This window comes from Methylosinus sp. PW1, from assembly GCF_000745215.1.
Lineage (GTDB): Bacteria > Pseudomonadota > Alphaproteobacteria > Rhizobiales > Beijerinckiaceae > Methylosinus.
In genome coordinates, this window is sequence record NZ_JQNK01000009.1 from 1,541,840 (window position 1) to 1,562,729 (window position 20,890).

A 20,890-nucleotide genomic window follows, 5' to 3' on the forward strand; every position below is an offset into this window, starting at 1 on the left:
GCTGCGGGCCGCGAGACGACGGCGAGGCGCTCGGCAAGAGGCGCGCGAAGCGGGGGAGCCGTATGGAGAAGATCGAGCTGCGCAAGCTGCAGGCCTTCTTGCGCCAGGCGCTCGGCAATGAGGGGATTCGCGTGACCGCCGATCCCAAGAACCCCGACGACGCCGCGGTTCATTTCGGCGAGCGCAAGGTCGCCTCCATCGTCGTGGACGACGAGGACGGCGACCGCTCCTTCGCCTTCGCGATGAAGCTGCCCGTAGGCCGCGAGACTCTGCAGTCCTATCTGCGCAAGCTGTTCGAGAACGACAAGCTCACCGTCGCGCCGCGCGGCCGCAAGACCGATTCCGTCGAGCTGAACAGCGGCGAGGATTTCCTCGGCGTCATCTCCGCCGACGACGCCAAGCAGACCAGCTACACGCTGCAGATCGCCATTCTGGACTTCGACCTCGACGATTTTTGAGCGCCCGCCTCAGCGCGGACGCGGCCGATCGGCGTCGATCGAGGCCAGAAAGGCGCGCAGCCCACGCGCGAGCTCTTCCCAATCGCGCAGCAGAGCGGCGGAAAAGCGCGCCTCTACATCCAGATTCTTCCAGCGCAGCGCCCAAATGCAGGGCGCCGAGCCGAGAAAGCCGGCGTCGCGACGCGGGCAGCGGGCGAAAAAATCCCGGCCCTCCGGCGGCGCGAGATAGAGCAGCTCCAGCTCATAGGGCGTGCCCGGCTCGAAGCGCCGCATGACGAGGCCGCCCGGCCCGCCCCAGACCTCGCTCTCCAGAAATCGCGCATAGAGGCGCGAGGGTCGCTCGGCCGGATCGAGCGCCTCCTCGCGCGGCGCGAGCGTGACGAAGATGCGCATCGGATCCAGCTCCTCCGCGGCGCGCCGGCGCGGATCGGCGCTCGGCTTTTGCGGCGGCCCGAAATCCGGCGCCACGGCGACGAAGGAGAGGCGGTCCGGCGCGCCGCCGTAGCGCGTCGAATCGTCGCGCGCATAGGCGGGCGCATAGGCGAAGCGCGCCTCGCCGAGGCCGGCGGCGACAATGGCCGGCTCGGCCGCATCGGTCTTGCGCGTGAAGCGATAGCCCGCCGCGACGAGCAGAGCCAAAATCAGAGCGACGAGGAAGAGGCGCATGATCCAAAGAAAGTGGAGCGAAGCCGATTCGGCGAGCTTAGCCGATTCAGGCCCGCGGCGCGCGGTTTCCTCTTTCGGCCAAAGACACTAGAAGGTCGGCGAACGCCCCTCGCGCCTCGCTCCGAGGCCGACCGCAAAGAGGGGCGCGGGAGACCAGGACCATGCCTCTCTACAAGCTCGACGGCGTCGCGCCGCGCGTCCCGGCCTCCGGCCGCTTCTGGGTCGCGCCCGACGCTCAAGTCATCGGCCGCGTGCAGCTCGAGGAGGACGCCAACATCTGGTTCGGCTGCGTGCTGCGCGGCGACAATGAATGGATCACGGTCGGCGCGCGCAGCAATATTCAGGACAATAGCGTCCTCCACACCGATATGGGCTTTCCGCTCGTCATCGGCGCCGATTGCACCATCGGCCATGGCGTCATTCTGCACAGCTGCCTCATCGGCGAGGCCAGCCTGATCGGCATGGGCGCGACCATCCTCAATGGCGCGAAGATCGGCCGCAACTGCCTCGTCGGGGCCAATTCGCTGGTCACGGAGAATAAGGAGTTCCCCGACAACAGCCTGATCGTCGGCTCGCCGGCGCGCGTCGTGCGCACGCTGGACGAAGGCGCGCTCGCCCGCAATCTCGAATCGGCGAAACATTATGTCGAGAACGCCGAGCGCTACGCCAAAGGGCTGGAGGCGATCTGACCGTCGCGGCGCGCCCTGCCGAAGGGCGCGCCGCGCGCCGGCTCAGCGCGCGGCGAAGAGCGGAGCGTTGGGATCGTCGATCACGACCCAGACGTTCTGATCGAGCTGCGACTGGCGTTTGACGAAGCGATAGGGCGTGTTGGTCCAGGGCCGCACAGCATCGTTCATATTGTCGAGGACGAACTCGCCGCGATTGGTCTTCACCGTCAATATTGCATGGCCATCGCCATTCTTCTCCTTCACCACCGTCATCAGCAGCGCGGCGCGCGGATAGCCGAGCTCGACCAGCAGGCGGCGCTTCATCAGCGCATAATCCTCGCAATCGCCCTTGCCGTCGGTGGGATAGTCCCAGCGGTCGACGACGCCCCAATGATCCATGTCCGAGACCGGCTCGATCGCATGATTGACATGGGCGTTGACGCGCTGAATGTCCTTATAGGCTTTGGCGGTGAGATCGATGTCGCGCGGCCCGGCGGAAGCCTCGGCGGCGCATTCGCCGCGATAGCGATGACAAAAATCCAGCCAGCCATAGGGCACGCTCGTCTCCGGTCCGAGGGCCGCGTGGAGCAGATGCTCCGAGCCCGCCCAGCCGGGCGCCGTTCCCAAAATGGAGACCGCGCTGGCCAGCGCCGCGCTCATCGTCAGTCTCGCTACTCTACCCAACATCTTCGTCGTCTCCCCGATGTGGAGACGAGATTAGTTTTATTGTTTTGCTTGCTCCGTAAGTCGATAGCTCAGTTTTTCGGCCAATCCGTTTAGATTTGACGACAATTTTTGTAAGTATACCAAGAGATGACCGAAATAGGCGGAATTTCGGGGTATTTTCAATAGGCCGCTGAAATTACGCCATGTTCTCGCCGCCGCGCGGCGGCGCGTCCACGGGCCGAGACGGGGCTTTTTGCCCATGGAGGGCCGATTCGTTAACATGAGCCCCGGAATCGTCGTTAACGGGCTTGCCGTGGCGGCGACGAGCGACGAAATTACGGCGGCGGCCATGGTTCGGTCTCAAAGGCGGCGTAGGGACCGGATTCGAGTTTCGATCGGGGTTCCGAGTTTGCATCGGGGTTCTAAGACGATGTTGCTGCGCTTCGCTATCGCTCTGGCGGTGAGCCTCATGGCCTTCGTCGTCGCAGATGCGCCGATCGCCGAGCCGCTCAATCGCGCGGCGGAGAACCCCTTTGTCGCCAGGCGCAATCCGCTCGAGAGCCATATGGACGAATGGCGGCTCGCCCTGCGCCTCTCCGGCGAGCAGGAGCGGCTATTCTCCGCCTTCGCGCAACAGCTGCATGCTCTGGTTCAAGATCGCGACGCCGCCATCGTCGCCGCGGCGATCGACCGCAATCGCGACAGCGCCCCACGCGACCCCGGCGCGCCGCTGCGCGCCCGCGCCGATCGGCTGAGCCGCCATGTGGAAAATTTGCGCGCCCTCGCCGACGCCGAGAGCAGCTTCTTCGCCTCGCTCTCCGACGAGCAGCGCCGCATCGCCGATCGCGTGCTGCCCCGCGACGTGCTCGGCGCGCATGATCTGTTCCGCCGCCGCGGCATGCGCCCGGATCGGAACGGCTGATGGCCAGCGTCGATGACTGCGAATATGCGCGAGCCGCCTCCCTCGATCGATGAAAATCGTCTATCTGCCCAAATCGTCTATCTGCCCAAGTAGACAAAGCTCGTAATCCCGCCCCTCGCCGCGAGACAAGAAAATGACATCCGTTTCGCTCGCCTCGAGCGCCCGCCCCGCCCGCCGCGTCGCCGTCGGATTTTGGGGACTGCTGATCTGCGCCCTTTCGGCCGCGACGCCGGCGTCGCCGGCTCTCGCCGCCAATGGCGCGGACAAGCCGCCGGCGCTGGAGCCCGCGCCTGTCACACCCTCTGCGCCCGCCGCGCCTCCGGCGCTCGCGGGCAAATCGGCGCAGCCGGCGCCGGCGCCCGTGCGCAAGCGGCTCACCAAATTCGAAGCGCGACGCATCCGCCACGCCTGCCAGGGGCGCGCCAATGAGCGCAACCTCGTCGGGCCGGAACGCGAGGCCTTTTTGGGACGCTGCTATTTCGGCCGCGTGTCGACGCGCGTCGAGCGGCAGCAATGCCGGCAGGAGGCCGCCGCGCGCGGGATAGAACGGGCGATCCAGCGCGCCTTCATTCAGGAATGCGTCCGCGAGCGCGTGCGCGCCAAGAGAGAACGCAAGGACTGAGCGCCGTTCCGGCGCGTTTGGGCAGACTGGCCGAGGGCGCTTTCCCGAACAGTCGTTCCGGCTCGGATCGAACCGGAACGACGCTCGATCTCATTGCTCGGTCGCGCTTTCTTCACGCGAACATTCTATCGCCGCACCACCAGCACGGAGCATTTGGCGTGGCGGACGATGGTCTTGGCGTTGGAGCCGAGCAGATAGGTGGACATGGCCGGCCGATGCGAGCCGAGCACGATGAGATCGGCGCCCCACTCCTCCGCCTCCGCCAGCACCTCCGGATAGATCGCGCCGAAGCGCACCACCGTCGTCACCAGATTCTTGGGATAGTCGATCTTGGCCGCGACATCGGCGAGCTCCTGCTCCGCCGACGTGCGCAGCTCCTCGTCGAAATTCGGCGGGATGTAGTCGATGAAGGCGACGGGCACCAGAGATTGCACATTGATGAGCCGAAGCTTTGGCTGCGACGAGCCCTTGGCGAGGGCGAGCGCCTCGTCCAGCGCGAGCCGCGTGAGGTCCGGCTCTGTCAAATCGAGCGGAATGAGGATTTTCTCATGCATGAGCGCTCCCTCCTTTCATTGATCTAAGACGTGGGCGCCCGTTTTGTCAGGGGCGTCCTCTCGCCTTCACGGGCCGTTCTCCTGCGGCGGAAGGTCGCGCGCATCGATCTCCGCTTCCACGAGATCGCCTTCGCGCAGACCGCCTTCCGGGGCCACGGGCCGGAACTCCGAGCGGCTCGCCGCGACCGCCTCTATATGGCGTCCGATCTCCGGATTGCGCTGCGTGAAAACATGTAGGTCGAAAGCGTCGAGAATCAGCAGCTTTATCGGCGTCGCGGCGCGCACATTGGCGGTGCGCCGCGTCTTGCGCAAAAGCGCGATCTCGCCGAAGAACTGCCCCTCGCCGAGCCGCGCCGGCCCGCTCGGCAGTTCCACCTCCACCTCGCCGGCGGCGATGAAATACATGGAATGCGCCGGCTCGCCGCGGCGCACGACCAGCGCGCCCGCCGGCAGGGATTGCGCGCGCAGGTAACGCATGATCTCGGCGATGGCCGATGCGTCGAGCGTGGCGAACAGCGGCGCCTTGGCCACCATGCTCCAGGTGACGACGAAATCGCGCCGGTGAATCTCCTCCGCGAAAGCGGTGGCGACGATGCCGACCGGCAGTCCGAGCATGACGAAGCCCATCACCATGGAGATTGCGGCGATGACGCGGCCCGCCGGCGTATGCGGCACCACATCGCCGTAGCCGACAGTCGCGATGGTCTGGATCGCCCACCACATGGCGGCGGGAATGGAGCGGAAAGCCTCCGGCTGCGCGTCATGCTCGGCGATATGCATTGCCGTCGCCATGAACAGCACCACGCCGAACAGCACGATGCCGGAAGCGGCGAGCGCTTTGCGCTCGGCCTCCAGCACGGCGAAGATGGAGCGTATGCCCGGCGAATAGCGCGCCAGCTTGAAGAAGCGCGCGAGGCGCAGGAATAAGAGCACGCGGAGATCCGCGGCGATGATGACGGAAAGATAGAATGGCGCGATGGCGATGAGATCGACCAGCGCCGAAACCGAGCAGAAGAAGGCGAGCCGCGCGCGCCCAGGGCGCATGGCGGCATAGAGCGCATGGTCCGGCGCGCTCCAAATGCGCAGCGCATATTCGACGCTGAAAGCGGCGACGGCGACATATTCGACGACGCAGAAGAGCGCGCCATAGCGCGCGGCGTGGTCGGGATCGGATTCGAGGATCACCGCGCCGACGGAGAGGATGACGAGCGCCATCAGCGCGCCATGGGTGATTTGCGCGGCGCGATCGCCGACGCCGCCGCTGTCGAGCAGAATATGGACGCGGCGACGGAGGCAGGATGGCGCCTCCTCGATCGCGGCGGCGCCTCGCTCGCTCACTGCGCCGCCTTGGCCCGCAGCGTGTCCTCGATCGCCGTCAGCGCAGCTTCGAGCGCGGTGGCGTCCGGCCCGCCGGCCTGAGCGAGATCGGGCCGTCCGCCGCCGCCCTTGCCGCCGAGCTTCTCGGAAGCGACGCGCACCAGATCGACGGCGTTGTAGCGCGCGGTGAGATCGGCCGTCACGCCGACGACGACGCCCGCCTTGCCGTCGGCCGAGGCGTTGGCGATGGCGACGACGCCGGAGCCGAGCGTCTTCTTGGCCTCATCGACGAGCGACTTCAAATCCTTGGCGTCTATTCCGCTGACCGCTTTGGCGAAGAGCTTGACGCCGGCCACCTCGCGGATCGGCTCCGCCCCGCCATTGCCGCCGCCGCCCATGGCCAGCTTGCGCTTGGCGTCGGCGAGCTCGCGCTCCAGGCTCTTGCGCTCCTCGATCAGGCTCGCGAGCCGGGCGGGCGCGTCCTCGACGGAGGCGCGGACGAGCGCGGCGATCTCGCGCAGCGCCTTGGCCTCGGAAACGAGCTGCGCGCGGGCGCCTTCCGCCGTCTTGGCCTCTATGCGGCGCACGCCGGAGGCGACGGCTCCCTGCGAGACGATGCTGATGAGGCCGATGTCGCCGGTGCGACGCACATGGGTGCCACCGCAGAGCTCGACGGAAAAGGCGCGATCGACGTCGATGGGGGCATGGCCCATGGCGACGACGCGCACCTCATCGCCATATTTCTCGCCGAACAGAGCGCGGGCGCCGGAGCGAATGGCCTCGTCCTGACCCATCAGCCGAGTCTCGACCGGGGCGTTGTCCTGCACCACCTCATTGGCGATCTGCTCGACGGCGGCGATCTCGTCCTCGCTCAGCGGCTTTGGATGGGTGAAGTCGAAGCGCAGACGGTCCGGCGCGACGAGCGAGCCCTTTTGCGCGACATGATCGCCGAGCACGCGGCGCAAAGCCTCATGCAGAATATGCGTCGCCGAATGATTGGCGCGCACGGCGTTGCGGCGGGCGTGCTCGACTTCCAGCTCGAGGGCGAGGCCGGGGACGAGCGCGCCCTCCTCCACCACGCCCTCATGGACGAAGAGGCCGTGAACCTTCTTTTGCGTGTTGGTGACGCGAAAGCGCACGCCCTTGGCGCGCATCACGCCCATATCGCCGATCTGGCCGCCGGATTCGGCGTAGAAAGGGGTCTGATTGAGCAGCACGGCGCCGCGTGCGCCCGTCTCGAGCCGGAAGGTCTCTGCGCCTTCGTGGAGAAGGGCGACGATCTGGCCTTCGGACTTCTCCCGGTCATAGCCGAGAAATTCGGTCGCGCCGAGACGCTCCTCGAGCGCGAACCAGACGGCCTCGGTCGCGGTCTCGCCGGAGCCGGCCCAGGCCTTGCGGGCCTCGGCGCGCTGGCGCTCCATGGCGGTCTCGAAAGCGGCCTTGTCGACGACGATGCCGCGCGGGCGCAGCGCATCCTCGGTGAGATCGAGCGGAAAGCCGTAAGTGTCGTAGAGCTTGAAGGCGGTCTCGCCGGAAAAGCTCGCGCCGGCCGTGAGCGAGGCGCTCTCCTCGTCGAGGATGGAGAGGCCGCGCACGAGAGTCTGACGAAAGCGCGTCTCCTCGGTCAGCAGCGTGTCCCGAATGAGGCTTTCGGCGCGGGTCAGCTCGGGATAGGCGAGGCCCATCTCTGAGACCAGCTCGCCGACGAGGCGATGCATCAAAGGCTCGGCGGCGCCGAGAAGCTGCGCGTGGCGCATGGCGCGGCGCATGATTCGGCGCAACACATAGCCGCGGCCCTCATTGGAGGGCGTCACGCCATCGGCGACGAGAAAGGCCGAGGCGCGCAAATGATCGGCGATGACGCGATGGCTCGCCGCCTGTGGGCCGGCCGAATCGACATTGGTCGCGTCGGCCACGGCGCCGATGAGGCGGCGGAAGAGGTCGATCTCGAAAACCGAATGCACGCCCTGCAGAAGGGCGGCGATGCGCTCGAGGCCCATGCCGGTGTCGATCGAAGGCCGCGGCAAGGGCGCGCGTTCGCCGGGCGCGGTCTGATCATATTGCATGAAGACGAGGTTCCAGAACTCCAGAAACCGGTCGCCATCCTCGTCCGGGCTGCCGGGCGGGCCGCCGGCGACGCTGTCGCCTTGATCGAAGAAAATCTCCGAGCAAGGGCCGCAGGGGCCGACGTCGCCCATGCTCCAGAAATTATCGGCCGTGGGGATGCGGATGATGCGATCGTCGGAGAAGCCGGCGATCTTTTTCCACAGCGAAAACGCCTCGTCATCGTCGTGATAGACGGTGACCAGCAGCTTTTCGCGCGGCAGGGCCAGCTCGCGGGAGACGAAGTTCCAGGCGAGCTCGATCGCGCCTTCCTTGAAATAATCGCCGAAGGAGAAATTGCCGAGCATCTCGAAAAAGGTCAGATGCCGGGCGGTATAGCCGACATTGTCGAGATCATTGTGCTTGCCGCCGGCGCGCATGCATTTCTGCGCCGTGGTGGCGCGCGCGTAATGGCGCTTCTCGAAGCCGGTGAAGACATTCTTGAACTGCACCATGCCGGCGTTGGTGAACATCAGCGTGGGGTCGTTCTGCGGGACGAGCGGCGAGGAGGCGACCTTCTCGTGTCCATTGCGCGAGAAATAGTCGAGGAAGGTCGAACGGATCTGGTTGACGCCACTCATATCGGTTCTTGTCGCCCGCTTGTTCGGCTCGAAATGCCATCGAACGCGCGCTCGGCCGTAACCGTCGCTGGGAAAAGGAAAAGGCCCGGCGCGAACCGAGCCCTTCTAGAGCATTTGTCCGCGAAGTGGAACAGGCGGCGCCGATCGCGGAAGGGGATGACGCTTCGGGAGTCTTCGCGCCGCGACCCCACCCCGGACGGCTGCGCCGTCCGGCCCTCCCCCTGAAGGGTGGCCTCCCGCGTTCAGTCCTCGTCGCCGTCGCCCTCACCCTCGCCGCCGGCGTCGAGAATGCGCTCCGCGATGAGGCCGGAATTCTCGCGGATCGCCTGCTCGATCCGCTCGGCCGCCTCTTTGTTCTGCTTGAGGAAGGTCTTGGCGTTCTCGCGGCCCTGGCCGAGACGCTGGCTGTCGTAGGAGAACCAGGCGCCGGATTTCTCGACGACGCCGGCCTTCACGCCGAGATCGATGAGCTCGCCGACCTTGGAGACGCCCTCGCCATACATGATGTCGAACTCGACCTGCTTGAACGGCGGCGCCACCTTATTCTTGACCACCTTCACGCGGGTCTGATTGCCGGTGACCTCGTCGCGGTCCTTGATGGAGCCGATGCGGCGAATGTCGAGACGCACAGAGGCGTAGAACTTCAAGGCGTTGCCGCCGGTCGTCGTCTCCGGCGAGCCATACATCACGCCGATCTTCATGCGGATCTGATTGATGAAGATGACGAGCGTGTTGGAGCGGGAGATGGAGGCGGTGAGCTTGCGCAGCGCCTGGCTCATCAGGCGAGCCTGCAGGCCGGGCTGCACCTCGCCCATCTCGCCCTCGATCTCGGCGCGCGGCGTCAGCGCGGCGACCGAATCGACGACGAGCACATCCACCGCGCCGGAGCGCACCAGAGTGTCGGTGATCTCCAGCGCCTGCTCGCCCGTGTCCGGCTGCGAGATCAGCAGCTCCTCGAGATTGACCCCGAGCTTGCGGGCGTAGACCGGATCGAGCGCATGCTCGGCGTCGACGAAGGCGCAGACGCCGCCCTTCTTCTGCGCCTCGGCGATCACATGCAGCGTCAGCGTCGTCTTGCCCGATGATTCCGGCCCATAGATCTCCACGACACGGCCGCGCGGCAGGCCGCCGACGCCGAGAGCGATATCGAGGCCGAGCGAGCCGGTGGAGATCGTCTCGATCTCGACGGCCTTCTGATTCTTGCCGAGCCGCATGATCGAGCCTTTGCCGAAGGCCCGCTCGATCTGCGACAAAGCGGCGTCCAGCGCCTTGGTCTTGTCCACGGATGTTCCTTCCACGAGGCGGAGATTGGCTTGGCTCACGGCGATGATTCCTTCTGGCACGGGTCGGGCGGCGGGCGCAACGCGAGATGCGGCCCCGGGGCGAAAGACTTGTGATGATTGGATCGGTGGCGAACAGAAGATCGGATGGGCAGATTGTATCCCATTTGTTCTCGTCGCCAAGTTCTTTTTTTGTTCTCGGTGATTTTTCCCGCGCAGTCCGGCTGGGCGCGGCCCCGGCGCGAGCCGAGGAATGGAACCGGCTTGAAGTCCGCGAGTTCCTCGGCGTAAGGGACCGCAGCCGGCCCTCGGCCTATTTCTCATGATCGACAGCGGAGTTTCGACAGCCCATGAGCGACACGCGCGCGCCTTCCCGTCCCGACGCCGTTATCGACCCCGCCGATCCGCGCTGGGCGCGGCTGCATCGGCTGATCGACACGCATTCGCTGCTGCGCGGCGATTTCACGCTCTCCTCGGGCCGCAAGAGCAATTATCTCTTCCAGCTGCGCCAGACGACCATGCTGCCGGAGGGCGCGCATCTCATCGCCGATATCGTCGTCGATTATATGAAGGCGCAGGGGATAAAGGGCGTCGGCGGGCTGGCCGTGGGCGCCGTGCCGCTGGTGGCGGCCATCGCCGCGGTGAGCTTTCCCAAAGGCGCTCCGGTCGACGCTTTCTTCGTGCGCAAGGAGGCCAAGGGCCATGGCGCCAAGGAGCGCATCGACGGCTATGTGCCCAAGGATGGGGAGACGCTGATCGTGGACGATGTGGCGACCACGGGCGGCTCTATATTGGAGGCCATCGCCGGCATGGCGGAGGAGCACCCGCAGGCGAGAGCGACGCGCGCGCTGGTCGTCGTCGACCGTGAGGAAGGCGCGGCGGAAAAGCTCGCCGAAAAGGGAGTCACGCTGGTGTCGATCTTCAAGCGCGGCGACTTTACAATATAGCTTCGCATGCTGTTTCGGAGGGAGAGCCCATGAATCGCGCGACGCCGATGGTCCTTGCCTTCCTCGCTTGCGGAGGCGTCGCGGCGCCGGCGCTCGCGCAATCGAGCGATCCTGCGGCCGGGCGGCGCCTCGCCGCCTCGCTCTGCGTCGAATGTCATCGCATAGACGAGAAGACGCCGGCCGAGAACGAGGCCGCCAAGGCGCCGAGCTTCGTCGATGTGGCGCGCATGCCCTCGACGACGGAGCTGGCGATAAAGGTTTTCCTGCGCAGCTCGCATCGGAACATGCCCAATCTCATCCTCACGCCGGATGAGATCGACTCGCTCTCCGCCTATATCGTCGGCCTCGCGCCCGAGCGTTGAGGCGTCACGGCTTCGGGCATTCTGGCTGCAGAAATTTCGCGTCTATGGTGAAGCCGGAGCGCTCGCGCGCGACGCCGCTCTTTTGCGTGAGCGTCGTCTTCGATTGCGCGCGATACCAGCTCGAGAAGTCGCCGGTGAACAAAAGGCTCGTCACCTCGCGCGCGCCGTGGAGATCGCATGAGAAGGTGACGATGACCTCGCCGCCTTGCGCGGATTCGACCGTCGGCTTCGTGCAATTGTCCTGCGGAGCGCCGAGGATGCCGTCGCCCGCCTCGATGCAGACGTCATGCGACTGCAATCCCACGTCCGGCGATATTGTTTTTATGCGCCAGAGACCGGGCCGACGCTGCGGCAGCTCGTCCGCTCGCGACGAGCGCGCGCTCGCAATGACGGAGAGAGACAAGGTCGCTGCGAGCATCGCAAGATAGGGCGCGCGACGATAGATGCATAGGTTCAACGCTTCGCCTCGATCACGTAGGATTTTTTGCGGCGCGGACTATGTGACGCGCGCCTTTGCGAGGCAATTCGTTTTCGATGTCGCGCGCGCATTTCGAGAATAGCTCCCACGCGCGCATCCGTTTTTTCCTGGCGGCGTGACGCGGCCTCCCGAAGGAGGCCGCGCGACAGAGAATCAGGCCTGGCCCGCGGCGCCTTGGGCTTTGGGAATGCGCAGAACCTGGCCGGGATAGATCTTGTCGGGATCGGAGAGCAGCGGCCGATTGGCGGCGAAAATCTCCTCGTATTTTCCGCCCTTGCCCTGGCCATATTGCGTCTCGGCGATCTTCCACAGCGTGTCGCCCTGGCGCACCTTGTAGAAGAAGGATTCCGTCTCCTGCTTGCCGACGACGATATTGCTCTCGACCTGCGAGACGCCCTTGGTGTTGCCGACGGCGAGCACGATCTTCTCGGCGTCGCTGGTGGAGGCCGCCTTGCCGCCGAGCTTCACCTTGTCGCCCTCGACCGAGATTTCGATCTTAGAGGCGTCGAGACCCTTCTTCTCGATCTCCTTCTTCAGCTCATCGGCGGGCGCGGCGGCGTTCTCGGTCGCGCCCTTGGGCGACGGCGCATTCTTGTCGATCTGCTCGCCGCTCTTCGAGTTGTTCCAGAAATTGAAGAGACCCATTTTTACGACCTCCTTCGCGCTTTGGCGTGAGCGCGAGCGCCGGTGGAATTGCGCCCGCGCCGCGTTACATAGGGCGCGCCGCGCTCAGGCGAGCCCATCGCGAAGAAGGCGCTCTTTCGCCGCCCGCACCCATAGCTTCGCGGCGAGCGGCGAGAAATGCAGGCCGTCATCGGTCATCTCCGGCCGCCGCGCGCCATTGTGCGAGAGCTGCGGCGCGAGATCGACGACGGCGAGCCCGCGCGCCTCGGCGAGCGCGCGCATCAGCGCATTGATCTCGTCTATGCGCGGCGCCATCGCCGCATCGGCGACATGCGGCGCGAGCATCAGAACGCCGCGCGCATCCTCCGGCAGGCGGCGCAGCAGCGCGCGAAAATCATTTTCGATCTGCGCGAGCGGCGCCTCGTCGAACAAGAGATCGTTCAAGCCGCCGTCGATGACGAAGCAGCGCGCGCCCATCATGCGCGCCTCGACGATTTGCGCACCTATATCCTTCAACGTCGCGCCGCCGAGGCAGAGGCGCAGCACGTCGAAAGGACGCCGGCGGAGCGGGCGCCAATCGCATTGCGCCGCGAGGCTATCGCCGACGATGGCGTAGCGCGGCGGCCGCAGATGCGCGACGCGGCGATGCAGCGCGATGCGAAATGCGCGCCGCGCGCCGCCGTCGGAGGCGACGATCAGCGCGCCGAAGAGCAGCGGGAGGATGACGAGAATGAAAAGAATTTGCGCCAATGTCGTAATTGTCGTCATCGCCGCCTCGCCCGCGTCATCGGCGGAACATAGATCCGAATAGACACTGGGGAGGACGCACGCATGATCGCTCGCATCGCCAAGATCCTGCTCACCGCCTGCGCCGGCCTGCTCGGCCTCGTCGCCGGGCTCGGCAATATTTTCGATTATGACACGAATTTCGAGGTCCTTCGCCATGTCGTCGCCATGGACACGACCCATGCCGACGCCGCGCTGATGAGCCGCGCCATAGTCTCCGACTCGCTTCAGCGGCTGCTCTATGCCGGGATCATCGCGACGGAGCTCGCCTTCGGCGCGCTCTGCCTCTATGGCGCGCTGCGGCTTTTTGGCGCACGAAAGGATGAGGCCGCGCGCTTCGAAGCGGCGAAGCAATGCGCCATCGGCGGGCTCGCGCTCGGCTTCGCGCTCTATTTCTTCGGCTTCATGATCATCGGCGGCGAATGGTTCCAGATGTGGCGTTCCATTGATTGGAACTTCCAGCAGCCGGCGTTTCGATTCATCGGCTCGCTCGGCCTCATCCTGCTCTTCGTCGCGCAGCCGGAGACCCCGCGCGGCTGAAGCGGCGAGAGCATTGTTTGGAACCTATCCAATCTATGGAGTTTGACGGGATTGTCGCTCCCTCACTAGATTTCGCGCGCCGCTCATTCGGAGAGTTCCCTCTCGCGATCGGAGAAACTGAAAATGGCGCTCGCCGCTCGATCGCGCCTCTCGACATTGTCGCGCGCGTTTTTATTTCTGCTCGTCGCGGCCTCGCCGGCGACGAGCCTCGAATCGACGACGAGCGATGCGCGCGCCGCCGATGAGGCTCGTCTCTCGCAGCGGGAGCTGCTGGGGAAACGAATTTTCGAGGATAAGAATCTCTCGGAGCCCGCCGGCCTCTCCTGCGCCTCCTGCCATGATCCCGCCAAGGCGTTTCAGGGCAATAATGGCTCGCCCATAGCGGCGCTGGCGCGCGGCAGCCGGCCGGACGCGCTCGGAACGCGCAAGACGCCGACGCTCGGCTATGTGTCCTTCAGCCCGCGCTTTCATTTCATGAAGAAGAAGGACGAGGAGACCGGCGAGACCGAGCTGGTTCCCGTCGGCGGCCAATTTTGGGACGGCCGCGCGGATGATCTCGCCGCGCAAGTGGAAGGGCCGCTGCTCAATCCGCGCGAGATGAACAATCCGTCGAAAGCCGCCGTGGTCGAGAAGATAAAATCCGGCGCCTATGCCGATCTCGCGCGGCGCCTCTATGGCGAGAAGATTTTCGAGAGCGATGCGGCCTTCGACAAATTGGCGCATGCTGTCGCCGCCTATGAGAGCAGCGAGCGATTTCATCCTTTCTCGTCCAAATTCGACGATTTTCTGCGCGGACGCGAGAAATTGACCGCCGAAGAGGCGAAGGGCTTCGCGCTGTTCAAGGACAAGAAGAAGGGCAATTGCATCGCCTGCCATGTCGGCGAGGAGAAATCGCGCCATCCGCAGGACTGGCTGTTCACCGATTTCAGCTATGACGCGCTGGGCGCGCCGCGCAACGCCGCCATACCGGACAACAAAGACCCCGCATTTGTCGATCTCGGCCTCTGCAAGCGGGAAGGGCTCGCCAAGGTCGCGCCCAAGGGCTACGCCATCGACAGCCTCTGCGGGCAGTTCAAGGCGCCGACCTTGCGCAACATCGCCGTCACCGGCCCCTATCTGCACAATGGCGTCTTCGCCAGCCTGCGCGATGTCGTGGCCTTCTATGCGACGCGCGACACCGATCCTGCGCGCTGGTATCCCAAGAAAGAGGGCGCGACCGCGAAATACGACGATCTGCCGGAGACGTTCCACGACAATGTGAACGTCAAGGAAGTTCCCTATGATCGCAAGCCGGACGAGACGCCGCGGATCGACGAGAGCGAGATCGACGCCATCGTCGCCTTTCTGCGCACGCTGACCGACCGGCCCGCGGCGAAGGCGGAGAGATAGCGCGCATAGGGACGAGAGCCGCCGCGAAAAGGACATAAGCATAGGGCCGGATGCCGCCTTCTTTCCCTCGAGGAGGCGGCCCATGCGGCTTCGCGTGCTTCTGCTCGTTTGCGTGTCTTCGATCGCTCTCACCCCCGCATGGGCGAAGGAGACGATCGTCGAGGCGACATCAATTATCGACGGCGTCATCGTCCATCCCGACGCCGCCACAGTGACGCGCAGAGCGGCGATCGATCTTCCCGCCGGCGCCGCGACAATTCTCCTCAAAAATCTTCCCTTCGCGCTCGACGCCGATTCGCTGCGCGTCTCCGGCGAGGCGAATGGGCGCGTGACGATCGGCGCCGTCGAGGCGCGGCTCGCGCCGGCGGAGACGCAGGCCCCGGACACGGCGATCGAAGCGAAGCTGAAGCAATTGCGCGCTGCGCGCGAGAGCCTGCAAGTGACGCTGGACGCGCTCGCCGCCAAGCAGGCCATGATCGCGCGCTATTCGCAGGCCGGGCCGGAGAAGCTCGGCCCCGAGACGCGGCCGCTCGCGATCGGCGAATGGAACGCGGCCTTCGACGCCATCGCCTCCGCATTGACCAGAACCGGCGAGGAACTGCGCGGCGCCCGCGTCAAGGCGAAGGAGCTCGACGACGAGATCCATGCGCTGGAGTCGGGAACAGGCGCGCGCGCGACGCGGCGCCCGTCGCGCGAGATCGCCATCGCCGTCGAATCGGCGAGCGGCGGGAGGCTGCAATTGTCCCTCTCCTATCTCGTCGCCGGCGCCTATTGGCGGCCCGCCTATGACGCGCGACTCGAGACCAGCGGCGCGGCGGGCAAGCCGCAGCTCGAATTCATTCGCCGCGCCGCGGTGACGCAGAGCACGGGCGAGGATTGGAACGATGTCGCGCTCTCCGTCTCGACGACGCGCGCGCATCGCGGCGCGGCGGCGCCCGATGTGCAGCCGCAGCGCGTGAGCTTCTACGAGCCGCCGATCGTCTATGCGCCGAAAGCCGCGGCGCCCGCTACGATGGAGCGGCAGATGCGCAGATCGGCGGAAGCGCCGATGGCCGCCGCTGCGGCGCCCGAGCCTGCGCCCGCGGAGCAGCAGACGGCGGCGCTCGAATCCAACGCCTTTCAGGCGAGCTTCAAAATTTCCGGCCGCGTCGGCGCGCCCGGCGACGGGACGACGAAGAGCTTTATTCTCTCCGCGCGCCGCATGACGCCGACGCTCGCCGCGCGCATCGCGCCGGCGCTCGATCCCACGGCTTTTCTCGAGGCGCGCATCGTCAATGAGGAGGACGCGCCGCTGCTGGCCGGCCCTGTCGCCGTGCAGCGCGACGGAATGCATGTGGGGCAGAGCCGCATCGCTTTCGTCGCGCCGGGAGAGGCGGTGGAGCTCGGCTTCGGCGCCGACGACAAGATCAAGGTCGCGCGCGCGCCGGTCAAGCGCCTCGAGAATGAGCCGAGCTGGTTCGGCCAGACGAAATACGAGACGCGCGACTTCAAGACGACGGTCGAGAATCTGCACGATTTCATCGTTCCGGTGAGGGTCGTCGATCAGATTCCGTTTTCGGAGAATACCGCCATCACGGTGGAGACTCTGCCGCAGACGACCGCGCCCACGACGAAGCAGATCGCCGACAAGCGCGGCGTGATGGGCTGGAGCTTCGACGCCAAGCCGCGCGAGACGAAAGAGCTGCGCCTCGCCTATCGCGTGAAATGGCCGGCGGAGCGCGACATTGTGACACAACCGGCGCCGATCGCGCCGAGGTGACGGACTTGAAAGGGACTTCGGCGTAGCCATTTGTGTCGTGTCGCAGCGCTCGCGCGACGAGGAGAGTCCCCGATGCATGTCAATATCGCCGCGGCGGAAGCCGCCATCACCGCCGCACGCAAGCGCGCCGCCGAGCTCGGCACGAAAATGTGCATCGCCGTCGTCGATTCCGGCGCCGATCTGAAAGCCTTCTATCGCATGGACGACGCCTGGGTCGGCAGCATCGACATTGCGATCAAGAAGGCGAAGACGGCCGTCTTCTTCGGCATGCCGACGGGCGAGATCGGCAAGCTGTCGCAGCCGGGCGGCCCGCTCTTCGGCATTGAGCATTCCAATGACGGGCTCATCACCTTCCCCGGCGGCCTGCCCATCGTCGACGAGGATGGCGTGCTGGTCGGAGCCATAGGCGTCAGCGGCAGCTCGGTGGAGAATGACCACGCCGTCGCGCAGGCCGGCGTCGCCGTCGTCGGCGTCAGCGATCTGCCGGCGCATCCTTGGCGGACGTGAGTCCGCGGTCGAGCCACGCGCGCCATTGCGGCGCCGCGCCGATGAAATCGGCCAGCGCCGCATAGCCGCCGCTATTGGGGTGGGCGCCGTCGCCGGCGGCCGCCTCCTGCAAAAGCACGCCGCAGCGCGCAGCGAAGCCGCGCGTCTCGATATAGGGAATGCGCAGCGCGGCGCAGAGCTTTTGCAATCGCGGGCACAGACCATCGATCCGCGCTGCGCCCGGCAGAAACGGCCCCACCATCAATACGGGCGCGCGCGTCATAGCCTCGCGCAGCATTTGCTCCGCATGGGCCAGCGTCTCCTCGAGCGGAACGCGCGCGCGGCCCGCTTCCTCCTCCACGCAATCATTGGCGCCGAAGGAAAACAGCAGACGCGCGTCGCAATCTTCCGGCAGGCGGCGGCGCGCCTCCTCGCGCCAGCGCGCGGCGATATCGGCGCTGGTGTCGCGGCAGACGCCGAGATTATAGGCGGTGACGTCGCGCCCCGCCCGGCGCTCGCGCGAGACGAGCCGGCCCACCCAGCCGAGACCATCATCGTCGCCGGTTCCATTGACGAGGCTGTCGCCGAAAAAGCAGATGCGAACCGGCGTGGTCATGCGCGCCCCCGGATAGATTTGCGCGGCCTCCGCCGCCTTCCTTCTCCCCGCTCGCAGGGAGAAGGTGAGCATGAGGGGCCAGGGGCATGAGCCGCAAACGGAAAACGCCCCGAGCCCCTCACCCCGGCCCTCTCCCCGCTCGCGCGGGGAGAGGGAGAAAGATCATTCCGCCTCCGCGCGCCATCCGCAGAGCGCCAGCGCTTCGCGCATATGCGCGGGCGCCGGGGCGCGCACGACGATGCGCTCCTTGTTCTCGCGCATCGGAATGTCGATTTCGCGCGCGTGAAGATGCAGCGGCGGCGCGCCTTCGCGCTTGCCGTGGCCATAGACGGGATCGCCGAGCATGGGCCAGCCCATGGCCTGGCAATGAACGCGCAGCTGATGCGTGCGGCCGGTCTGCGGCCTCAGCTCGAGGAAGGCGAGATCGTTGCCCTGCGCGTCGCGGGCGCGGCCCAGCACACGCCAATCCGTCTGCGCCGGCTGGCCCAGCGGATCGGGGCGCATCCACCAGCCGCGCGTCGAATCGAGCCGGCCGAGCGCCATGTCGATATGGCCCTCCTCCGCGGAAGGCGCGCCTTCGACGATCGCCCAATAGGTCTTTTTGATGCGCCCGTCGTGAAACAGCTTGCCGAGCCGCTCCAGCGCCTTGCGGTGGCGGCCGAGCACGAGGCAGCCGGAGGTGTCGCGATCGAGCCGATGGGCGAGCGCCGGCGCGCGCGGCAGGCCGAAGCGCAGAGCGTCGAAATGGTCCTCCAGATTCTCGCCGCCCTTGGGGCCGCGATGCACGGGCAGGCCGGCGGGCTTGTCGACGACGAGCATCAGCCCGTCCCGATAGAGGAGGCGCGAAACGAGATCATCCGGCGTCATGGGCGTCATCCTAAACGAATCGGCGATTTCGCGTGAGGGCAGGCGGCCCGCCCTTGCCGCCGCGTGGCGCGCGCTAGCTAGAGACATGCGGAGCCAGCCCTTCGTCCGAGGGCCAGCAATAGAGAACAACGGAGAGAACCATGGCCGAAGAAGACCAAGTCGACCGCCTGATGACGCGGAACGCCTATATTTTCGCGGGGGTCGGAGCCGTGCTCGGCGCCGTGATGGGCGCCGGCGTCGTCGGCTTTCCCGCCGCGATCGGGACGGTGATCATCGGCGCGCTGCTCGGCGGCATTCTCGGGTCCTTCATCGTCACCAAATGACCCGGCCGAGCGACGCCCATTCGACGGAGCGCGGCTGCGCGAAGCCGCCGCGCTCCCGCTGCGCTCAAGCCGAATGGCCGAGATGCGCGAGCACGAAATCCAGCGCGCCGACGCGCTCCAGTAGCCAATAGGCGCCGAGCAGCGCGATGACGGCCGACAGCGCATAGACGAGCTGCGGGCTGCGCTTGCCGCCGGTCTGCTTGTCGATGAAGAGCAGCGCCGGCACGAAGACCAGCACGATCGCCACCTGTCCGAGCTCGACGCCTATGTTGAAGGAGGCGAGCGCCGGCAGCACGGCGTTCGCCGGGACGCCCAGCTCCTTCAGCCCGCTGGCGAAGCCGAAGCCATGAACAAAGCCGAAGAGAAACGTGTCGCGCCAGCGTCCATCGACGCGGCGCGAGAAGAAATTCTCGACCGCGACATAGATGATCGACGCCGCGATCGCCGCCTCCACCCATTGCGAGGGCAGCGTGACGATATCGAGCGCCGCCAGCGACAGCGTGACCGAATGCGAGACCGTGAAGGCGGTGACGATCTTCACCACCGGCCAGACGCGCGTCGCCCAGAGAAGAATGGCGATGAGGAAGGAAATGTGGTCGTAGCCGGTGAGAATATGCTCGACGCCGGCCTGCACGAATTTCCACATCAGCTGCCACACCGTCTCCAGCGGCTTGGAGAGATCGAGCGGCGCATCGGCGGGATAGAGCATGGTCTCGCCGGCGTTGGCGCCGGTCAGCGTGACGAGATGCTTCGCCTTGGAGCCGGCGGCGGCCAGGAGCGCTTTCGCGTCGTAGAAAATCTGGCCGGGAACGCTGGCGCAGTCGAACTTCAGCTTCACCAATGCGCTGTCCGCATTGCTGGGGTCCTCGCCGGCATAGTCCACGCGGCCGGCGCAGGCGTGCCCGTCGGCGTCATGCATGGCGACGCGGCGTTGAATGAGCTTGCCGATCTCGGTCTCCAGCACGCCCGGCTGCGAAAGCTCGACGCCGGAGCGCTCCGCCATGGTCTGTGAGAAGATGCGCTCGAGATCGGTCGCCAGAAAGCCGACGTCGACCTGATAGGAGTGGTCTTTCTCGGGCGTGATCTTGGCGGTGGAAATATCCGCCGTATGGGCGAAGGCCGGCGCGATCGATGCGAGCAATGCGGCGACGACGAGCGGCAGGCATTTCAACGACCAGCTCATTTTCGATGGACTCCGGGCAAGCCTGACGGCCGGGGCCGCGACAATGCCCGACGCCGCGAAAATGGACAAGACCGCGCGCCTCTCGGCCCGCGCGCGATTGCAGGGCCGCGCCCGGACGGGTAAAAACAACGACATGCGGCGGGAGCTTTTCGTTGGAATCCTGGACCGCCGCGAGGGGAGCGTCCGATATGCAGCGTGTCACCATGACCATCGACGACGATCTCATGGCCGCTCTCGACCAATATATGGAGGCCGGCGGGCATCAGAATCGCTCGGAGGCGGTGCGCGATCTCGTGCGCGCCGGCCTGCTGAAAAAGCCCGAGGCCGACGGCGGCGACCGCCCCTGCATCGGCGCGCTCGTCTATCTCTACGATCACGAGACGCGGCAATTGTCGAAGCGGCTGATGCACGACCATCACAGCCACGCCGATCTCTCCATCGCCGCCCTGCATGTGCATGTCGACGCCGAAACCTGCCTCGAGGTTTCGCTGCTGCGCGGCGCAAAGTCGGAGGTCGAGCATTTCGCCCGGCATGTGATCGGCGAGCGCGGCGTGCGCTATGGCCAGCTCGTCGTCGCGCCGGCGGAAGCGCATTCGCCAGAGAGCGCCTCCACGCCAAAGCCCCACCACGGCCACAGCCACGTCTGAGGCCTGTGACACAAATGCAACGCTCCGGGTAAATCCGTAGGCGGGT

At 66.2% G+C, this 20,890-nt stretch carries 24 protein-coding genes; 12 read left to right on the top strand and 12 right to left on the bottom strand.

Going from position 1 to position 20,890, the window contains the following annotated elements; all coding sequences use genetic code 11:
• Positions 1-62: 62 nt before the first annotated feature.
• Complete coding sequence (locus K369_RS17065; protein WP_036292681.1) at positions 63-458, top strand: DUF3126 family protein; 396 nt, start codon at positions 63-65, stop codon at positions 456-458.
• A 9-nt stretch (positions 459-467) separates the two neighbouring features.
• Here K369_RS17065 and K369_RS17070 read toward each other — a convergent pair whose 3' ends face one another.
• A complete protein-coding gene (locus tag K369_RS17070) occupies positions 468-1,124 on the bottom strand; it encodes a hypothetical protein (protein ID WP_036292684.1) in 657 nt (218 codons plus the stop codon).
• Positions 1,125-1,285: 161 nt separating this feature from the next.
• On the opposite strand from K369_RS17070, the gene K369_RS17075 reads away from it, so the two are divergent.
• Entirely contained in the window at positions 1,286-1,813 is a 528-nt protein-coding gene (locus tag K369_RS17075; RefSeq protein WP_036292695.1) for a gamma carbonic anhydrase family protein, read from the top strand.
• 42 nt (positions 1,814-1,855) lie between these two features.
• Here K369_RS17075 and K369_RS17080 read toward each other — a convergent pair whose 3' ends face one another.
• Positions 1,856-2,479, bottom strand: a complete 624-nt coding sequence (locus K369_RS17080) for a transglutaminase-like cysteine peptidase (protein ID WP_036292698.1) — start codon at positions 2,477-2,479, stop codon at positions 1,856-1,858.
• 409 nt (positions 2,480-2,888) lie between these two features.
• Between K369_RS17080 and K369_RS17085 the strand changes: the two genes are divergently transcribed.
• Complete coding sequence (locus K369_RS17085) at positions 2,889-3,380, top strand: Spy/CpxP family protein refolding chaperone (RefSeq protein WP_036292702.1); 492 nt, start codon at positions 2,889-2,891, stop codon at positions 3,378-3,380.
• Positions 3,381-3,513: 133 nt separating this feature from the next.
• Positions 3,514-4,002: a hypothetical protein gene (locus K369_RS17090; protein WP_036292705.1), complete on the top strand. Its 489-nt coding sequence runs from the start codon at positions 3,514-3,516 to the stop codon at positions 4,000-4,002.
• Positions 4,003-4,127: 125 nt separating this feature from the next.
• On the opposite strand, the gene K369_RS17095 is transcribed toward K369_RS17090, so the two are convergent.
• The 4 genes from K369_RS17095 to recA form a co-directional block, all read right to left on the bottom strand.
• The gene (locus tag K369_RS17095) at positions 4,128-4,556 is read right to left on the bottom strand and encodes a universal stress protein (protein WP_036292708.1); all 429 of its coding nucleotides are present in this window, start codon (positions 4,554-4,556) and stop codon (positions 4,128-4,130) included.
• Positions 4,557-4,622: 66 nt separating this feature from the next.
• Positions 4,623-5,894, bottom strand: a complete 1,272-nt coding sequence (locus K369_RS17100) for a cyclic nucleotide-gated ion channel (protein WP_051949356.1) — start codon at positions 5,892-5,894, stop codon at positions 4,623-4,625.
• Positions 5,891-8,557, bottom strand: a complete 2,667-nt coding sequence (gene alaS, locus K369_RS17105) for an alanine--tRNA ligase (RefSeq protein ID WP_036292710.1) — start codon at positions 8,555-8,557, stop codon at positions 5,891-5,893. The genes K369_RS17100 and alaS overlap by 4 nt, the downstream gene beginning before the upstream one ends.
• A 242-nt stretch (positions 8,558-8,799) precedes the next feature.
• A complete protein-coding gene (recA, locus tag K369_RS17110; RefSeq protein ID WP_036295576.1) occupies positions 8,800-9,879 on the bottom strand; it encodes a recombinase RecA in 1,080 nt (359 codons plus the stop codon).
• A 308-nt stretch (positions 9,880-10,187) separates the two neighbouring features.
• Here recA and pyrE point away from each other — a divergent pair, with 308 nt between their 5' ends.
• Positions 10,188-10,784: an orotate phosphoribosyltransferase gene (gene pyrE / locus K369_RS17115; RefSeq protein WP_051949357.1), complete on the top strand. Its 597-nt coding sequence runs from the start codon at positions 10,188-10,190 to the stop codon at positions 10,782-10,784.
• 29 nt (positions 10,785-10,813) lie between these two features.
• Entirely contained in the window at positions 10,814-11,146 is a 333-nt protein-coding gene (locus K369_RS17120; protein WP_036292713.1) for a c-type cytochrome, read from the top strand.
• Between the two features lie 4 nt (positions 11,147-11,150).
• Here K369_RS17120 and K369_RS17125 read toward each other — a convergent pair whose 3' ends face one another.
• The 3 genes from K369_RS17125 to K369_RS17135 all read right to left on the bottom strand — a co-directional run bounded on the left by K369_RS17125 (position 11,151) and on the right by K369_RS17135 (position 13,016).
• The gene (locus K369_RS17125; RefSeq protein WP_245278224.1) at positions 11,151-11,603 is read right to left on the bottom strand and encodes a DUF3617 family protein; all 453 of its coding nucleotides are present in this window, start codon (positions 11,601-11,603) and stop codon (positions 11,151-11,153) included.
• 174 nt (positions 11,604-11,777) lie between these two features.
• On the bottom strand, positions 11,778-12,269 hold the full coding sequence (gene lysM / locus K369_RS17130) for a peptidoglycan-binding protein LysM (RefSeq protein WP_036292716.1): 492 nt from the start codon (positions 12,267-12,269) through the stop codon (positions 11,778-11,780).
• A gap of 84 nt (positions 12,270-12,353) precedes the next feature.
• Positions 12,354-13,016, bottom strand: a complete 663-nt coding sequence (locus tag K369_RS17135; RefSeq protein WP_036292718.1) for a GDSL-type esterase/lipase family protein — start codon at positions 13,014-13,016, stop codon at positions 12,354-12,356.
• A gap of 63 nt (positions 13,017-13,079) precedes the next feature.
• Here K369_RS17135 and K369_RS17140 point away from each other — a divergent pair, with 63 nt between their 5' ends.
• The 4 genes from K369_RS17140 to K369_RS17155 all read left to right on the top strand — a co-directional run bounded on the left by K369_RS17140 (position 13,080) and on the right by K369_RS17155 (position 17,229).
• Positions 13,080-13,574: a DUF2165 family protein gene (locus tag K369_RS17140; RefSeq protein WP_036292721.1), complete on the top strand. Its 495-nt coding sequence runs from the start codon at positions 13,080-13,082 to the stop codon at positions 13,572-13,574.
• Positions 13,575-13,697: 123 nt separating this feature from the next.
• Positions 13,698-14,963: a cytochrome-c peroxidase gene (locus K369_RS17145; RefSeq protein ID WP_036292724.1), complete on the top strand. Its 1,266-nt coding sequence runs from the start codon at positions 13,698-13,700 to the stop codon at positions 14,961-14,963.
• An 82-nt stretch (positions 14,964-15,045) separates the two neighbouring features.
• Positions 15,046-16,722, top strand: a complete 1,677-nt coding sequence (locus K369_RS17150) for a mucoidy inhibitor MuiA family protein (RefSeq protein ID WP_036292726.1) — start codon at positions 15,046-15,048, stop codon at positions 16,720-16,722.
• A 72-nt stretch (positions 16,723-16,794) separates the two neighbouring features.
• Complete coding sequence (locus tag K369_RS17155) at positions 16,795-17,229, top strand: heme-binding protein (RefSeq protein ID WP_036292728.1); 435 nt, start codon at positions 16,795-16,797, stop codon at positions 17,227-17,229.
• Here the strand turns inward: K369_RS17155 and K369_RS17160 are convergent.
• Positions 17,195-17,896: a GDSL-type esterase/lipase family protein gene (locus tag K369_RS17160; RefSeq protein ID WP_198033145.1), complete on the bottom strand. Its 702-nt coding sequence runs from the start codon at positions 17,894-17,896 to the stop codon at positions 17,195-17,197. The two genes, K369_RS17155 and K369_RS17160, sit on opposite strands and share 35 nt — an antisense overlap.
• A 90-nt stretch (positions 17,897-17,986) precedes the next feature.
• Positions 17,987-18,700: an RluA family pseudouridine synthase gene (locus tag K369_RS17165; protein WP_036292730.1), complete on the bottom strand. Its 714-nt coding sequence runs from the start codon at positions 18,698-18,700 to the stop codon at positions 17,987-17,989.
• Positions 18,701-18,831: 131 nt separating this feature from the next.
• Here K369_RS17165 and K369_RS17170 point away from each other — a divergent pair, with 131 nt between their 5' ends.
• On the top strand, positions 18,832-19,014 hold the full coding sequence (locus K369_RS17170) for a hypothetical protein (RefSeq protein WP_036292732.1): 183 nt from the start codon (positions 18,832-18,834) through the stop codon (positions 19,012-19,014).
• Positions 19,015-19,078: 64 nt separating this feature from the next.
• On the opposite strand, the gene K369_RS17175 is transcribed toward K369_RS17170, so the two are convergent.
• Positions 19,079-20,197, bottom strand: a complete 1,119-nt coding sequence (locus K369_RS17175; protein WP_036292734.1) for a HupE/UreJ family protein — start codon at positions 20,195-20,197, stop codon at positions 19,079-19,081.
• A 188-nt stretch (positions 20,198-20,385) separates the two neighbouring features.
• Between K369_RS17175 and nikR the strand changes: the two genes are divergently transcribed.
• Positions 20,386-20,844: a nickel-responsive transcriptional regulator NikR gene (nikR, locus tag K369_RS17180; RefSeq protein WP_036292736.1), complete on the top strand. Its 459-nt coding sequence runs from the start codon at positions 20,386-20,388 to the stop codon at positions 20,842-20,844.
• The last annotated feature ends 46 nt before the right edge of the window (positions 20,845-20,890 follow it).

Excerpts from the sequence above, each read along its gene's own strand:
- K369_RS17065 (WP_036292681.1), top strand. The coding sequence starts at position 63 with ATGGAGAAGATCGAGCTGCGCAAGCTGCAGGCCTTCTTGCGCCAGGCG.
- K369_RS17070 (WP_036292684.1), bottom strand. The coding sequence starts at position 1,124 with ATGCGCCTCTTCCTCGTCGCTCTGATTTTGGCTCTGCTCGTCGCGGCG.
- K369_RS17075 (WP_036292695.1), top strand. The coding sequence starts at position 1,286 with ATGCCTCTCTACAAGCTCGACGGCGTCGCGCCGCGCGTCCCGGCCTCC.
- K369_RS17080 (WP_036292698.1), bottom strand. The coding sequence starts at position 2,479 with ATGTTGGGTAGAGTAGCGAGACTGACGATGAGCGCGGCGCTGGCCAGC.
- K369_RS17085 (WP_036292702.1), top strand. The coding sequence starts at position 2,889 with ATGTTGCTGCGCTTCGCTATCGCTCTGGCGGTGAGCCTCATGGCCTTC.
- K369_RS17090 (WP_036292705.1), top strand. The coding sequence starts at position 3,514 with ATGACATCCGTTTCGCTCGCCTCGAGCGCCCGCCCCGCCCGCCGCGTC.
- K369_RS17095 (WP_036292708.1), bottom strand. The coding sequence starts at position 4,556 with ATGCATGAGAAAATCCTCATTCCGCTCGATTTGACAGAGCCGGACCTC.
- alaS (WP_036292710.1), bottom strand. The coding sequence starts at position 8,557 with ATGAGTGGCGTCAACCAGATCCGTTCGACCTTCCTCGACTATTTCTCG.
- pyrE (WP_051949357.1), top strand. The coding sequence starts at position 10,188 with ATGAGCGACACGCGCGCGCCTTCCCGTCCCGACGCCGTTATCGACCCC.
- K369_RS17120 (WP_036292713.1), top strand. The coding sequence starts at position 10,814 with ATGAATCGCGCGACGCCGATGGTCCTTGCCTTCCTCGCTTGCGGAGGC.
- lysM (WP_036292716.1), bottom strand. The coding sequence starts at position 12,269 with ATGGGTCTCTTCAATTTCTGGAACAACTCGAAGAGCGGCGAGCAGATC.
- K369_RS17135 (WP_036292718.1), bottom strand. The coding sequence starts at position 13,016 with ATGACGACAATTACGACATTGGCGCAAATTCTTTTCATTCTCGTCATC.
- K369_RS17140 (WP_036292721.1), top strand. The coding sequence starts at position 13,080 with ATGATCGCTCGCATCGCCAAGATCCTGCTCACCGCCTGCGCCGGCCTG.
- K369_RS17145 (WP_036292724.1), top strand. The coding sequence starts at position 13,698 with ATGGCGCTCGCCGCTCGATCGCGCCTCTCGACATTGTCGCGCGCGTTT.
- K369_RS17150 (WP_036292726.1), top strand. The coding sequence starts at position 15,046 with ATGCGGCTTCGCGTGCTTCTGCTCGTTTGCGTGTCTTCGATCGCTCTC.
- K369_RS17155 (WP_036292728.1), top strand. The coding sequence starts at position 16,795 with ATGCATGTCAATATCGCCGCGGCGGAAGCCGCCATCACCGCCGCACGC.
- K369_RS17160 (WP_198033145.1), bottom strand. The coding sequence starts at position 17,896 with ATGCTCACCTTCTCCCTGCGAGCGGGGAGAAGGAAGGCGGCGGAGGCC.
- K369_RS17165 (WP_036292730.1), bottom strand. The coding sequence starts at position 18,700 with ATGACGCCCATGACGCCGGATGATCTCGTTTCGCGCCTCCTCTATCGG.
- K369_RS17170 (WP_036292732.1), top strand. The coding sequence starts at position 18,832 with ATGGCCGAAGAAGACCAAGTCGACCGCCTGATGACGCGGAACGCCTAT.
- K369_RS17175 (WP_036292734.1), bottom strand. The coding sequence starts at position 20,197 with ATGAGCTGGTCGTTGAAATGCCTGCCGCTCGTCGTCGCCGCATTGCTC.
- nikR (WP_036292736.1), top strand. The coding sequence starts at position 20,386 with ATGCAGCGTGTCACCATGACCATCGACGACGATCTCATGGCCGCTCTC.